14 protein-coding genes are annotated in these 13,734 nt (G+C 58.8%); 7 read left to right on the forward strand and 7 right to left on the reverse strand.

The window, feature by feature from the left end:
* The first annotated feature begins 6 nt into the window (after positions 1–6).
* The 3 genes from NLU14_RS14165 to NLU14_RS14175 all read left to right on the forward strand — a co-directional run bounded on the left by NLU14_RS14165 (position 7) and on the right by NLU14_RS14175 (position 3,972).
* The gene (locus NLU14_RS14165; protein WP_275707586.1) at positions 7–1,773 is read left to right on the forward strand and encodes an ExeM/NucH family extracellular endonuclease; all 1,767 of its coding nucleotides are present in this window, start codon (positions 7–9) and stop codon (positions 1,771–1,773) included.
* A gap of 101 nt (positions 1,774–1,874) precedes the next feature.
* On the forward strand, positions 1,875–2,777 hold the full coding sequence (locus NLU14_RS14170) for an alpha/beta fold hydrolase (protein WP_275707588.1): 903 nt from the start codon (positions 1,875–1,877) through the stop codon (positions 2,775–2,777).
* A 121-nt stretch (positions 2,778–2,898) separates the two neighbouring features.
* The gene (locus NLU14_RS14175) at positions 2,899–3,972 is read left to right on the forward strand and encodes an AraC family transcriptional regulator (protein WP_275707590.1); all 1,074 of its coding nucleotides are present in this window, start codon (positions 2,899–2,901) and stop codon (positions 3,970–3,972) included.
* Positions 3,973–3,977: 5 nt separating this feature from the next.
* Here NLU14_RS14175 and queE read toward each other — a convergent pair whose 3' ends face one another.
* Together queE and queC are read right to left on the reverse strand one after the other, a co-directional pair.
* On the reverse strand, positions 3,978–4,634 hold the full coding sequence (gene queE / locus NLU14_RS14180) for a 7-carboxy-7-deazaguanine synthase (RefSeq protein ID WP_275707592.1): 657 nt from the start codon (positions 4,632–4,634) through the stop codon (positions 3,978–3,980).
* Positions 4,634–5,299 carry a 7-cyano-7-deazaguanine synthase QueC gene (gene queC, locus NLU14_RS14185; RefSeq protein ID WP_275707594.1) on the reverse strand — a complete coding sequence of 222 codons (666 nt, stop codon included), beginning with the start codon at positions 5,297–5,299 and terminating at the stop codon, positions 4,634–4,636. The genes queE and queC overlap by 1 nt, the downstream gene beginning before the upstream one ends.
* A 120-nt stretch (positions 5,300–5,419) precedes the next feature.
* Between queC and NLU14_RS14190 the strand changes: the two genes are divergently transcribed.
* Positions 5,420–5,950 carry a 3'-5' exonuclease gene (locus NLU14_RS14190; protein ID WP_275707596.1) on the forward strand — a complete coding sequence of 177 codons (531 nt, stop codon included), beginning with the start codon at positions 5,420–5,422 and terminating at the stop codon, positions 5,948–5,950.
* Here NLU14_RS14190 and NLU14_RS14195 read toward each other — a convergent pair.
* Positions 5,925–6,164: a hypothetical protein gene (locus NLU14_RS14195; RefSeq protein ID WP_275707597.1), complete on the reverse strand. Its 240-nt coding sequence runs from the start codon at positions 6,162–6,164 to the stop codon at positions 5,925–5,927. The genes NLU14_RS14190 and NLU14_RS14195 overlap by 26 nt on opposite strands.
* Positions 6,165–6,766: 602 nt before the next feature.
* Between NLU14_RS14195 and NLU14_RS14200 the strand changes: the two genes are divergently transcribed.
* Entirely contained in the window at positions 6,767–7,036 is a 270-nt protein-coding gene (locus tag NLU14_RS14200; protein ID WP_275707599.1) for a hypothetical protein, read from the forward strand.
* 23 nt (positions 7,037–7,059) lie between these two features.
* Here the strand turns inward: NLU14_RS14200 and NLU14_RS14205 are convergent, their stop codons facing one another.
* Genes NLU14_RS14205 through NLU14_RS14215 form a run of 3 tightly spaced genes read right to left on the reverse strand, consistent with a single transcriptional unit; the run spans position 7,060 to position 11,644 of the window.
* Complete coding sequence (locus NLU14_RS14205) at positions 7,060–7,473, reverse strand: response regulator (RefSeq protein ID WP_275707601.1); 414 nt, start codon at positions 7,471–7,473, stop codon at positions 7,060–7,062.
* Positions 7,474–7,518: 45 nt separating this feature from the next.
* Complete coding sequence (locus NLU14_RS14210) at positions 7,519–8,079, reverse strand: hypothetical protein (protein ID WP_275707602.1); 561 nt, start codon at positions 8,077–8,079, stop codon at positions 7,519–7,521.
* A gap of 43 nt (positions 8,080–8,122) precedes the next feature.
* Positions 8,123–11,644 (reverse strand): response regulator, encoded by a 3,522-nt coding sequence (locus NLU14_RS14215; RefSeq protein ID WP_275707604.1) that lies wholly within the window; start codon positions 11,642–11,644, stop codon positions 8,123–8,125.
* 138 nt (positions 11,645–11,782) lie between these two features.
* On the opposite strand from NLU14_RS14215, the gene NLU14_RS14220 reads away from it, so the two are divergent.
* A complete protein-coding gene (locus NLU14_RS14220; RefSeq protein WP_275707606.1) occupies positions 11,783–12,778 on the forward strand; it encodes a hypothetical protein in 996 nt (331 codons plus the stop codon).
* Here the strand turns inward: NLU14_RS14220 and NLU14_RS14225 are convergent.
* Complete coding sequence (locus tag NLU14_RS14225) at positions 12,772–13,026, reverse strand: hypothetical protein (RefSeq protein ID WP_275707608.1); 255 nt, start codon at positions 13,024–13,026, stop codon at positions 12,772–12,774. The genes NLU14_RS14220 and NLU14_RS14225 overlap by 7 nt on opposite strands.
* A gap of 361 nt (positions 13,027–13,387) precedes the next feature.
* Here NLU14_RS14225 and NLU14_RS14230 point away from each other — a divergent pair, with 361 nt between their 5' ends.
* Positions 13,388–13,732 carry a hypothetical protein gene (locus tag NLU14_RS14230; RefSeq protein ID WP_275707610.1) on the forward strand — a complete coding sequence of 115 codons (345 nt, stop codon included), beginning with the start codon at positions 13,388–13,390 and terminating at the stop codon, positions 13,730–13,732.
* The last annotated feature ends 2 nt before the right edge of the window (positions 13,733–13,734 follow it).

A 13,734-nucleotide genomic window follows, 5' to 3' on the forward strand; every position in this document is an offset into this window, starting at 1 on the left:
GAGCGGGTGACGACAACCAATACCTCCGCTCCCTGGCCCTATGTACTCGCCCTGGCACTGTGGCTGCCCGCCACTGCGGCCGGCAGTTGCGGTGCCGAAGCTGTTCCGGTTTCCCGAATTCAGGGTACGGGGGACTCCTCCACGCTCGTCAACCAGACTGTAACCGTTGAAGGCATCATTACCATGGACGCCCGCCACAAGGGCGGATTCCGTGGCTTTTACCTGCAGCAGGCTGATAACGAGACGGATAACAACCCGGCAACCTCCGAAGCACTTTTCGTTTACACCAATCGCTCACGCGGTCTTCCTGGTGAAAGGGTTCGTGTATCGGGGCGGGTAAAAGAGTTCCACGGCCTGACTGAACTCACCGATGTTTCCGTTATAGTCTCATGTGGTCACGCCCAACTGCCGGACCCCGTCCCTGTCACATTGCCCTGGCAAGACGAACAGCGACCGGAACACCTGGAGAATATGCGGGTTGTAGTGAACGGTGAGTTGACGGTTATCGACCACTACAACCTGGCCCGTTACGGCGAGCTGACACTGGCAGCCAGCACTCAGACCATCGCTACGGAAATCCTGGAGCCCGGGCCGGCAGCAGAGGCACTGCACCGGGAGCAAGAACACAACCGGCTGGTTCTTGATGATGGCAAAGGGGCTCGCAATCCCCAGCCTGTCCCCTGGCCGGGGCCGGAATTATCTGCAGACAACCCGGTTCGTGCTGGCGACCGGGTCAGCGGGTTGGCAGGCGTACTGGATTTCCGGTTTGACGCCTGGCGCCTGCAACCGCAATCAACACCGGAGTTCACCTCAGCCAACCGCCGCCCGGAACCGCCGATGCGTTCCGAACGGGCCACGCTCAGGGTGGTTACCCTCAACCTTGGCAACTTCTTCAACGGTGATGGCGGTGGCAAAGGTTTCCCCGCATTGCGTGGTGCGCGATCCCAAAGTCAGTTCGCGGAACAGAAGGCGAGGCTGGTTGCCGCGATGAAAGCGCCCGACCCCGACATTATCGCCGTGACGGAAGTTGAGAATGACGGCTACCACGACAACAGCGCCATCGCAGAGCTGGCGAAGGCTCTCGGAGAACGCTGGCGTTACGTGGAAACACATGGCAACACCGGCAGTGATGCGATTCGCACCGACCTGCTCTACCGAAGCGATCGGGTGGCCACCGAAGGTCCTGCCAGCCGTCTGACATCGTCCCCTTTTAACCGCCACGGCAGACCACCTGTTGCTCAGGTATTCCGCCATAACAACAGTGACCAGACCCTGCGGATCATCGTCCCCCACCTGAAATCCAAGTCATGCCGCGGAGCGAAGGGACCAAACCGGGACCAGAACGACGGCCAGGGCTGCTACAGCCACAGTCGCGAACAGGCTACCGGCGCCATAATCCGCTGGGCCGATTCCCTTCCAGACACTGGCAACCTGGCCGGCACGCTGATCACCGGCGACATGAACAGCTACGCCCGGGAAACAGCCCTACAGTTGATGGCCAGTGCGGGTTATACCAATGCCGTTCGCCAATTCCATGACTGCAATCCAAGCAATTGCAGCCAGACCAGTTATCGCTTCCATGGCCGTAGCGGCACCCTGGACTACAGCCTGGTGTCGGAAGGGCTCGCCGCTCGGCTCGTCGGCGCCGCAACCTGGTCGATAAACGCTGACGAGCCCCGGGCGCTGGGCTACAAGGGGCCGATTCCGGTGCCTGGAAACCAGCCCTGGCGTTCATCAGACCACGACCCGGTCGTTACCGACTTCGCCCTCTGAACCAACCTTGCCCCGCTGCCGCTGCGTCAGGGCGGACAGGCCAAAGCCCGGCACCGGATAACAGGTACACTGGGCCTATCCAATCAGAGCGGAAGCATGCTGTGAAAATACCCACTCCGAATTTATGGCCAGCCGCCCGCACCGGGCAGCGCTGGCTGGTTCAGGCAAAGCGGCGGGAAACCGGCATCGACGGGCACCGTATGGTGTACCTTGAAAAAGGATCACCTGCCGCCGACCGGCCTACCGTGTTGCTGCTTCACGGTTTTGCGGCAATGAAAGAGAACTGGGCCTTCTGGCTGCAACGCCTGCCGAGCCACTGGCACATACTGGTCCCGGACCTGCCAGGGTTCGGAGAAAGCGACTATCATCCCGGCGCCAGCTACCGCTACGAGGAGCAGGCATTACGCCTGAAGGCGTGGATTGCCACCCTTGCGACGAACAACATTCACATTGTAGGCAGTTCCATGGGTGGCGCCATTGCCGCCGTCCTCGCCCACAAGATGACACCCGGGCCAGCCTCGCTGACTGTGCTGAACAGTGCCGGCATCCCCGAACACCCGGACGTGGATCTCGACGCCCCCTTCGAAACCGACCGCGACGCCATCCTGATTCCCCGTGACTGGGCCGGCGTTTACCGGATGTTCAACAGCGTTGGCAATGGCAGGCCCACCGCCATGGGTGTGGCCATGGCGGGGCTGCTGGGGCCGGACCTGTTACAGCGAACCGGAGCCCTGCGCCACATTTTCAATGACATGCTCGCCGACGCGCTGGCACCGGCGCGCTACCTGGGCCCGGAAACCCCGCCGCTGCAGGTGCAGTGGGGTGACCGCGATGTGATTACCCCCACCCGCTGTGTCGACTGGTTTCGCAAGGTTACCCCGGGCGCGGATATCCATGTGTTTAGCGGGGTTGGTCACCTCCCCATGCTGGAGAATCCGGGCCGTTCAGCCAGGGCCATGGCCGAATTCGTGGAACGCCATTCCGTGAGCGTTCAAACCGTTTAATTGGCCTGCATATCCTGTTGACCCGTCAGCGAAGTCATGGGGTGGAAGCACAACTCAGTTCATAATCGTGGAAGAAGTTTCATCCCTGACATAACAACAACAGGAAACATGAGGAAACCCCATGCGCGCCTCAGTATCTACAACTCAGGATCTGGGCATGCCGGCCATTTACCTGCATTTGCTGGCGGAGTTGCTGCAATCCATCGGCGTCGATGAGAAGGCGCTGCTCAAGCGCGTCGGTCTCGACCCCGTGCGCCTGAAATCGACGGATTTGCGGGTCAGCCAGTCCCAGGCCAGCGAATTCGTGACTCGTGCGATTATCGAAAGCGGCGAACCCGGGCTTGGCATCATGCTGGCGCGGGAGCTGCGATTGCCGCTGCACGGTGCCCTGGGTACGGCGGTAATGAGCAGCCGCACCCTGGAGGATGCCCTGGACCTGATGACGCGGTACCTGACCCTACGGGCCCCGCACCTGCAGGTGAGCCGCCGGCAGAACAACGGTCAGGTTATCTACGCCATTTCCTGCGGCATCGACCTGGGGCCACTGCAAGGTTTTATCATGGATGCCATGCTGTTCGGCTGCGCCTCCATGGGTGCCCAACTGACCGGTGCGCCGGTGGCCGGCTCGTCCATTCACCGTCGCGGCGCGGAACCAACCTACTTCTATCGCTTCCGCCAGCAGATACCGGTGCCAGTGGTGTACGGTGCCGCCGAAGACGCCATTGTGATTCCTGATTCGCAACTGGCGCTGCCCATCCGCTTTACCGACGACCAGCTCGCCGCCTCATCAAAAGCACAGTGCGAGGAAGCCCTGCGTCTGCTGACGGAAGACGCCGGCTTTGCCTGCCGGGTAAGGCGGGTGATTGAAACCAGCCACCCGTTTCCGCCAAAATTGGCCCGGGTGGCCACCACCCTGTTTGTCTCGGAGCGTACCCTGAAGCGTCGTTTACAGGCTGAGGAGGCCAGTTTTCAACACCTGGTAGACCAGGTGCGGCTGGAACGGGCAGGGGAGTTGCTACAAAATACCACCATGAACCTGAGCCAGATCGCCGACGCCCTGGGTTATGCCGACGCTGCCAACTTTACCCGGGCCTTCAAGCGCTGGACCGGCCAGAGCCCCAGTCAGTATCGAAACCGGGAACCTTTACCGCAAACAGCTGCGACGGGCCGGACACCGGCCAATGCAATGGCCTGAAGTGCTCAGTCGATGCCGATAATCTTGTGCATCTGCAGGGTCAGCCGCCATTGCGGGTGGGCCAGGCAGTAATCCGTAGCCTTGCGGGTATTGCTTTGTTTGACCGGATCGGGCTCGCCTTCGGACAAGGTCGGTGACGCCATTGGCGAAAGAAAATAGTGGCTGGCCCGGATGTCTGCGAAATGCTCGGGCATGGCCAGGGGCTGGGGATAGACCACTTTCAGCTCATCGCACTGACGCAGCACCACCGGTGCATCCGCCTTGGGGCTGACACACAGCCAGTCAATACCGGCTGGCGCCGGAAGCGTACCATTGGTTTCCACCCCCACTTCAAAGCCGGCCTGATGGAAAGCTTCGATCAATTTCTCGTCCAGTTGCAGCAGAGGTTCCCCCCCGGTACACACCACGTAGGGCCGGCCGGGTGCTTGCGGCCAAAGGCTGCGTATATGGGCCGCCAGTGCCTCCGCGGTTTCGAACCGGCCGCCGTTCTGGCCGTCGGTTCCCACAAAATCCGTATCGCAGAAATTGCACACGGCACTGGCCCGGTCCTTTTCGCGGCCGGTCCAGAGATTGCATTTGCTGAAGCGACAGAACACCGCCGCCCGGCCTGCCTGGGCACCTTCACCCTGAAGGGTGTAGAACGCTTCCTTGACCCGGTACATCAGCTTGCCACCTCGTAGGACAGGGGGTCTGTCAGCCCATTGCTGGCAAAGGCCTCAAGGCGCTCCACACAGGAGCCGCAGCGGCCACAGGCCTTGTCGCGGCCGTTATAGCAGGTCCAGGTTTTGCTGTAGTCGAGACCCAGCTTTAATCCTTCGGCAAGGATGGCCCCCTTGTCAGAGCCCATGAATGGCGCCTCGATTCCGACCGATTGGTAGTTGGCCACCCGGCAGACGGCATCCATTTTCTGAACAAACTCCGGACGGCAATCCGGATAAATAGCGTGGTCCCCACCATGGGCACCGTACCAGACTGCAATAGCGCCAGCTGTGACCGCATAGCCGGTGGCCAGTGACAGCAGGATCATATTGCGGTTGGGCACCACGGTGGCTTTCATGCTGTCTTCCTCGTAGTGTCCCTCGGGCACCGCCACGTCGTCGGTCAGTGCCGAGCCGGCCATTACTTCACTCAGTGCGCGGATATCGATCACCTTGTGCGGCACCGACAACTCATCGCATACCTGGCGGGCGCATTCCAGTTCACGCACATGACGCTGGCCATAATCAAACGACAGAGCATGAACCTTGTACCCTCGGGCACGGGCAAGGTGAAGCAGGGTGAACGAATCCATTCCCCCGGAATAGATCACAACTACGGTATTGGTCATCAGGTCATCCCGGTTGTACGCGTGGACACATTGTAACAGTGGAATGCGATGATGGGTTCGCGTCTGCAGGAGTGGGCGGGTAAACTCTGATAACGGCACATCAACAGATAATCAGGCGGAATGAGAACCAGAACCAGCCCAGCCTTCATTGACTTTGAGGCCTCCAGCCTCGACCTGATCGCCAGCTATCCGATCGAGGTTGGCATTTGCCTGCCCGACGGCACCCTGCACAGTTGGCTGATCCGGCCCCATGTACTCTGGCAGGACTGGTCCGAGAGCGCTGAAAAAGTTCACGGTATCACCCGGGAAACCCTGGAACAGGACGGCACACCAGTATCGGAAGTTGCTGAAAGCCTCAACCGGCTTCTCTCGGGGCAGGTATTCTGCGATGCCTGGACTTTCGACAGCTTCTGGCTCCACCGCCTGTTTCGCGCCGCCAACACCCGCGCCGATTTCCAGCTCGAATCCATTTCCATGTTGCTGGACGCCCCTCAGGTGAGGCTATGGTCATCCACGCGGCAGGCAGTTATCAACCGCCTGGGATTACCCGTACACAGGGCGGCAAACGATGCCCTTATCCTCCACCGGACCTGGGAAGAGATCCAGCTGTCTTCCACTGCGGTATTCAGTGCCGGGAACGACGCACCCTGAGAGCGATAACCTCGAGGCCATCACGCAGCGTGTTCAGTGTCCAATAGGTGACCAGTGCCATCAGGACTGCGCCGATCACCGTGAAGGAAAAATCGTCTCCCACCATCTCGCTGCGTGCAACCAACATATAGGCGGCCAGCGCCACCACCAGCAACATTTCAATAATAACGTGCGACTGGAACCGGTTTCTTGCAGATCCATTTTCTTCGGACATTTTACTGGGTTTCAACCTCTGATTTCTGACAAAATTTGCATTGATTAGTATACGAATTATCGCCAATCAGGGCCGGAACGTCTGTACGAACTAGTGGCTACGAGGTTTCCACGATACGGCGAGCCGCTTTTTGAGGAGGCAAAAAAAACGCAGCCCCGAGGGCTGCGTATAAAGGAGAGATCCATGCAGTGCGCCACAGATAAAAGGTGGGCACTGGAGGATTGCACAACGTAAAACACGTGACAGGGCGAATTATGACCAATCCGCCCAACCGCGTCTGTAGGGGTTTGCCGAAGCACTGTGCCCCTTGCAAAGCATCGGGTAAGCGATACACTGATACCAGTACCGAAACCGAAATGTCCGGCTAAACCTGCCGGTAAAGAGCCAGTTGATATGCGTCAGAATCAGCAACATCCGATGATTGATACGATTGCGTACCGCAACAGCGGGACGTGTGCGTACGCTATGGTGAAAGACATCTAACGGCTTTCGGTCAGTCCCGGGAGCCTTTGGAGCGACCGGGCCAGCTTCTCCGCAAGACCCCGGTTGCCCAGAGCACCGGGGTTTTGTTTTTGCAGCCGCAAAACGACAAGGAGAAGATCATGAAGAGACATTCGACAAAAGCAGCGAACCAGCCGGCGAGCAGCCGCACGGGGCCCATTCGGCGCCCGGAAAAGCTGCCGCTGCTGGATGCCATCTGCAAGAAGCTGAACCAGCGCGTCAACCTGGACGACGAACAGCGGGTGCTGGGACTGTATGAGCGGGGCTGGATATTCAAGGGCGTGCTGGGCAACCTGAATGACGCCGAAGCGCGGTACGTCCGCGCCCTGGCCACCCGTTACAATTCCTGGATTGCCCGCCAGGTTGCGTAACGGACATCATACGGGCCGAACCGTCAGTGCTGGCGGTTCAGGCCCTGTATCATGGTGGCATCTGCGCCGTGCACCATGGCATAGTTGTTCACCACATCGTGGATTTTTTCCTGAGAGTAAGGCTTGACCACATAGCCATTGGCCCCGGCGCTGATTGCCTTCTGGATACTGTCGATCGAATCGTCCGCCGTCACCAGGACAATGTGCTGGTTTTTCCTCTTCGCCTTGAACTCCTCCATCAACTGGTGCCCGTTGCCATCCGGCAAACCCAGGTCCAGCAGTATGATCTGGAACACTTCAGCTTCAAAGGCCGCCCTGGCGCCGGCAATGTCCGGGCATTCGGCGACACTGGTTGCGCCCGCGTTGTAAAGCATCTCCACCAGCCTTTCCCTCATGACCGGCTCGTCTTCCACCACCAGTATTCTGAGTTCACTCATACCCTGCCTCCTGATTGTGCTTCATATCCGGCCCCGCGTGGCATTTCAAAGGGGGTCACTCCCGGTTCGCCGGGGGATCGCCAGGGGTTCATGTTCTGTCCTGGCCGGTGTGGGCTCCTGATCTCCACCACGTCGCAAGCCCGTTTCGCTGGCATCGCCGGTATCTGCAGCACCGGGCCGGGTAAGGATATTACTGATACTGACCGCGGTCGTGTAGAGGGAAATGGCAATGATCAGCAGAATCGGCTGAACAAACGCCACAAAGCCGGGCACTTCCCGGTTACCGGCAATACTGAGCATCAGGATGATGGCTGGCCCCAGCACAACGAAAAGCGTCAGTGCGATAAAGAACACGATTCGTTCCTTGTAGCGGCCCAGGTCGCGATTGCTGACCAGGCCCAACACGAACTTGCCGATGGCCAGCCCCGCCAGTATCGCTGCGGCAATGCTCAGGTCGGGCCTTAGCAGTGTCTCGTAGAGCTGGCCGTCCCATAACCGCTGCATGCTGATAACCAGGAAAGGGAAGAGAACAAACAGGATGTCGGCATAAGTGCCGTACATCATGCTCAACGAGTGCTGTTCACTTTGCTGTGGGTTTTCGCTCATCACTCAGGATTCCTGTTGTTAACGGTGGCCCGGATACCGGTGTTCACAGGCGTGCTTCCCGGCCCAGCAATGCCCTGTCGATCATGTCATCCAGTGATTGCAGTTCGCTGTGAACACGGTCCCAGTCCGGGTCCTCGATTTTCACGCAGGCTTCCAGTTTTCCTGCCTGCCTTGTCATTTCAGGGTAGCCCATGGCGCCGGCCGTGCCCTTGATCTGGTGGGCCTCGGTTTTCAGCCGCTCACGATCCTGGCTCACAACCGCAGTTTCCATTGCCGATTTCCGGGCTGCAAGCCCGTCAAGGAAACGCTCGGCCAGGTGGGCGATGCCTTCATCGTCCGTCGCTTCAGCGGTTTCACGCTCGGTATCCATGAAAAACCGGTTCAGGGTGGCCAGCAAGTGCTCTCTGTCGATGGGCTTGTTCAGAACCCCGTCGCACCCGGCTGCCATTAGCGCGTCGTTCTCCGACTGATCACCGGCAGTGAAGGCAATAACGGGCCGCCGGAATCCGGTCTGGCGCAGCAAACGTGTTGCTTCTACGCCATCCAGACCTGGCATGTGACGATCCATCAGCACCATCTGCACAGATTCAGACAGCGCCGTACGCACGGCGTCACCACCACTGGCAACGGTGATAACATCCAACCCCTCTGCGCGCAGCATACGCTCCACAAGACGGCTGTTGTCTTCGTTATCCTCAGCCACCAGCACCGTGCCGGTGTGGCGCTGGCGCGCCTCGCGCTCACTTTCCGGCTGCACCACCAGGTATCTGGCCATCACTTCATAGAAACGCTGTTTGTCGATGGGTTTGGCCAGATGGTCGTTACAGCCCGCCAGGCGGTAGTCAGCAATGTCCTCCGACATTACGTTGGCGGTCAGTGCGATTACCGGTGTATTGAGACCGGCCTCGCGGAGAGCGGCGGTTGCATCCCGGCCGTTCATCACCGGCATCTGGATATCCATCAGGATCAGGTCAAAAGACTCACGCAGCGCCAGATCCAGTGCCTCGGCGCCGTTGCCGGCATGTACAAGCTCGGCCCCGGTGCGACTGACCAGCAGCGAAACCAGGCGACGGTTTACGTCGTTGTCTTCGGCCAGCAGGATACGCCCGGAAAGCCGCGGCGCCACCACCATGGGGATACTACGCCGGCGCTGGGACAATTCCGAAGCATCGCGCAGGAAATCGGTGCCCTCCAGCGGGCCCGTAGCAATGGAGACCTCAAACTCGCTGCCCTCGCCGTAGGTACTGGTGACCGAGATATTGCCACCCAGCAATTCCGCCAGCCGTCGCGAGATACTCAGTCCCAGACCAGTTCCCCCATACTGCCGTGCAATGGCGGCGCTACCCTGGGCAAACGGGTCAAACAGCCGGCCCAGTTGCTCGGGCTTCATTCCGATGCCGGTGTCGACCACCCTTGCAATCAGTGTCCGATGTTGACGATCACATCGTATATTCAGTGAAATTGAACCCTTTTCCGTGAATTTAAGCGCATTTCCGCACAAATTAATGATGATCTGACGAAAACGGGTAGGGTCCGTGGCAATCATCTCGGGTAACGGAAATTCGCAGATAATATGAAATTTCAGGCCCTTTTCCCGGGCCCTGGGCTCGAAGAAGGCCCGGATTTCGTCCAGAAGTTCCGGCAGGTTAACCGACACGATATCCACATCCAGTTTGTTGGCATCGATCTTGGAGTGATCCAGGATATCGTTGATCAGGTCGAGCAGGTGGCGGCCGCTGCGAACCACCGTCTCCGCACTGGTGTGCTTTTCGGTTTCTGTCAGGTCCGGGTCGAGCAACGTTTCACCGTAACCGATGATGGCTGCCAGTGGCGTGCGGATCTCGTGGCTCATGTTAGCCAGGAACTGACTTTTGGCCTCGGCGGAATTGCGGGCCAACTCCTTCTCCAGCCGCTCCTGTTCCCGCTCCCGCTCAATACGCTGGCGTTGGTGACGTTCGGTGGCGTCAATACAGGTGCCTTCAAGATGGGCCGGATCGCCGTCGGGGGTGTAGACAGTATGCAAAGAGATGGTGGCCCAGCGCTCTTCGCCAAAACGGGCGTAGTACCGCGCCTCAATGCCCTTGACGGTGCCCCTGGATTCCAACTGGCCGATGACCCAACGGCGCACACGCTCATCCGCAAAACAGGTTTCCAGAGCATCCGGGTTGTGATCGAGGAGCTCCCGGCTGCTGCTGTATCCCATCAGCCTCGCCATTGCAGGGTTGGCCGTCACGAAATGTCGGTCAAGCGACATCTGGAACACGCCTTCGATCGCGTTATCAAACAGCGACTGGTAACGCCGCAGGTTGGCCAGTGCCCGCTGGCTCCAGCCCAGGGCCTCACCCTGGACCTGCTTGATTCGGTCGGCGAGGGCAAAGGAGAACAGGATAATCTGCGCGGTCAGGCCAAACTGCGGCGCGTAGGAGGTAAACATGTTCAGCGGCAGGTAACCCATTACCGTCAGGCCATAGATACCGAATCCCAGCAGGGCGAGCGTCCAGGCGAAGAAGTAGGAGCGGGCCGCCGGGTTGTAATAGCGCCAGGACAGGTAACTGACCACGATCAGGATTATGCTGAGTACGATCGACGCCAGCACGATCCACTCCATCGCTGTGTGGTACGGCAGGAATAGAGACAGTACAAAGGTAGCAACAATGGAATACAGGCAAAGCTGGATCACCTTATCCAGCTCCGCCGACCGTTCCCTGGTTTCCAGCAGCGAGCGGGCCATCAACAGGCCCCAGAACCAGGTCATAATGATCTGGTAGTGCAGGTACTCCTTGTTCAACAGGGCCGGGCGATCCTCCAGCAACTGGATACCGTGCACCTGTTCGGTGGCGATGAACACGGTTGCCGACACCAGGTACAGCACATAATAGATGTTGCTGCGCTCCCGCACGGCGACCGCAACAAACAGGTTATAGGCGAGAATCGCCAGGATGCTGCCCAGCAGGATGCCCCGCACCGCCTCGTCCACGGACACCTTTTCGATATAGGCATCGGGATGCCAGAGGGTAATTGGCAGCCGGAACGTATTGGTGTTGGTGATCCGCAGGTAGATACGGGTGGTGGTTCCCGGTTCCAGCGACAGCCGGAATGTGGGGTTGGGCACCGCAAGGTCACGCCCGGACCAGTCCCCCTCGTAGCCGGCCCGACGCTGCTCCACCAACTCTCCGTCCCGCACCAGGTAAAGCACCACTTCATCCACCAGTGGCAGGGCCAGCTCCAGTATCCAGTCGGTCAGCGCCGCGCCAGCGCCCACCTGGACATCAAACCGGGCCCAGTAGGCGGATTCGGTATACCCGAAGTTCAGCACACCTCCCTCATGACGGGTAAAGGGCGCGGTATCGCCAGTCAGGATATCGCTGAAACCGAGCGTGTGGTCCGGGTCCTCCAGGTACCACACACAACTACCCAGGTCACGCACACTGCTGGTGGCGCTGTTCAATACAATTTCGCCGTCCTGGCAACGCTCCTGGGCCAGGGCCGAGGCCGGGATAGCAACAGCCAGAACCGCAAGGACCAGAAGCCGGAACCATCGTGCGTGGCATTCCCATTGCTGCAAAATGTGATCTCCGCGAGGGCAGGTGCCTTTTTTATGGTTTATTGTCAGCAGTCACACGGGTGCCGGACGATGTCAGCGGCCCCACGGCTAAACACTTTAGCGTTTTACTTCCGATTACGCATCTCAGGGCCACATGAAATGAGACATTCCTGCATTTTCGCCGCCGTTCCCCTGCTTGTCCTGTCGCTGACCGGCTGTGGGCCGGACACGTCGTCCGGCAGCAACTACATCAACCCGGCAACAAGTGTGTCGTTGTCCTTCGAGAGTTTTGCGGTCACGGATGTGGAAGGTCTGCCACCGGTGCTACCCCACACCATTTTCTACGATGTGTACCGGGGCATTGAACCCGCGGACGGCGAGGACGACGAAGGCGTGGTTGCCCAACTCCGCGATCGCCTTGAACTGCTGATGGGGTTGGTGCCAGGTGATGATGGAACAACTTACACCAGCGCGCGAAATCCGCTGGACTTCCTTCACCACCTAATCAGCACCAATCAGGTCAATACCTTCAACGACGGCCGACGACTGATGCGCGACAGCATCACCAGGGGCGAGGCTTCCCGTTACAACACCCCGGCTAACAATGCCCTGATCCGCTTTACCGAGACCGGCGGTAATAACGGCGAACCGCCGGAGCCGGATCAGACCTGGGTGTACGTCATGCTCGACTGGACCAGCAATCCGCAGCTCAACAAGATCTTCCGGGCGGCACAGTTTGTCGCCAGGCCACCCGCCGATGACAACACTTCTCCGCCCGAGGTTCGCAGCGCTGTCTGGAGTGGCCGTTTCCACGGCCCGGATTTTTCGGTCAGCGGTTACAATCAACCAGAGTATGCAACCATCAGCCTGACGGGGCGTGAGTTCGGCAATGCGGAAATGCGGCAGGAGTTTATCGGCAACAAGCGCGACACCCTGTCACTGACACAAACCTCGGGAATAACCATTGGTGGTGAAGAGCCCGATTGTATCCGGGTAGACGTGAACTACGAGGAGGCGAGAGTACGTGTGTTCACATCCTTAGAGGAGCCGCCCAGTAATACCGATAGCACGCCCAATCCTGCCCACTGTGGCAACCAGCAGAATGGTGACGAGGCTGTGTCTTATCAGTCCGTGGTGATCAGTGAGCGTCAGTAAATGGCCCTGTCCTGCATTCCCCAGTTTTTGAGGAAGCCCTTCTTGCGGTCGATCATGCGCTCATAGGTAGAGATCATGATGGCGGCATGGGGGGCTTTGGTCAGGCGAAGGGTTTCAATACGGCGCTCAAGGCGCTCCACTTCTGTACTGACCTGCTGAAAGACGTGGGAGCGAACACTGTCGTGATGGTCCAGCTTGACTGGGCGCGGCTGTTCCGGCCCTGGCTGCGGTTGCGTATGTTTATCCATGATCGTCCTCTTCCACTGAGCATTTAATGATCAATACGCCGAAACTGCTCATTCCGCCCACTTTTAAGATGGCTTCTTCTGGCCGGGCCGGAACGTCCTTTTATCCTTTTGTTTCGTCGGGCTTTTTAAAGCCCCGATACATACTGTAGCAGGCTTTCGCCATTTTGTATGATCTGTCGCGATTTTGCACAACTGTCGGACAAAACTCAATAAAATGAATAGAGTTTCATATATCTTCCGGGGACTACGACGCTATCTCCTGAAACAGACGAACAATCCCCTGCTATAGTTCCCTCAGGTTGCAACATTGTGCACAGGTTGCCATTCAGACCCTATACCGCCCGGGCCAGGAATACCGCTTATGAGCCAGACATCCGTTGCCGATACACTGAGGGAATACCTTTCCCTGCTGGAACTACTGGACGACGCCTACTGGGAGGCAAGCTCCATCCATCACAAGGACATGCTGTACGACATTATCAGCATCTTCAGCCAGGAGGTCGCCGAGATAAACAAGCTCAGTATCATGGACCACCACTATCCTTACGAAGTGATCACCGAAGGCATCCGGCGGGTGGTTCCCAAGCTGGAAAGGCTGGATGAAAGCCGGGAAGATGTGATCCAGAGAACCCAGACACTGACGGACTTCCGCGACATTCTGTCGTCAGTGCTGGGGATACTGGAGGAACAGTTGGCCACCCTGTAACG

Origin of the sequence: Marinobacter iranensis, assembly GCF_029207565.1 — a bacterium.
Taxonomy (GTDB): Bacteria; Pseudomonadota; Gammaproteobacteria; order Pseudomonadales; family Oleiphilaceae; genus Marinobacter; species Marinobacter iranensis.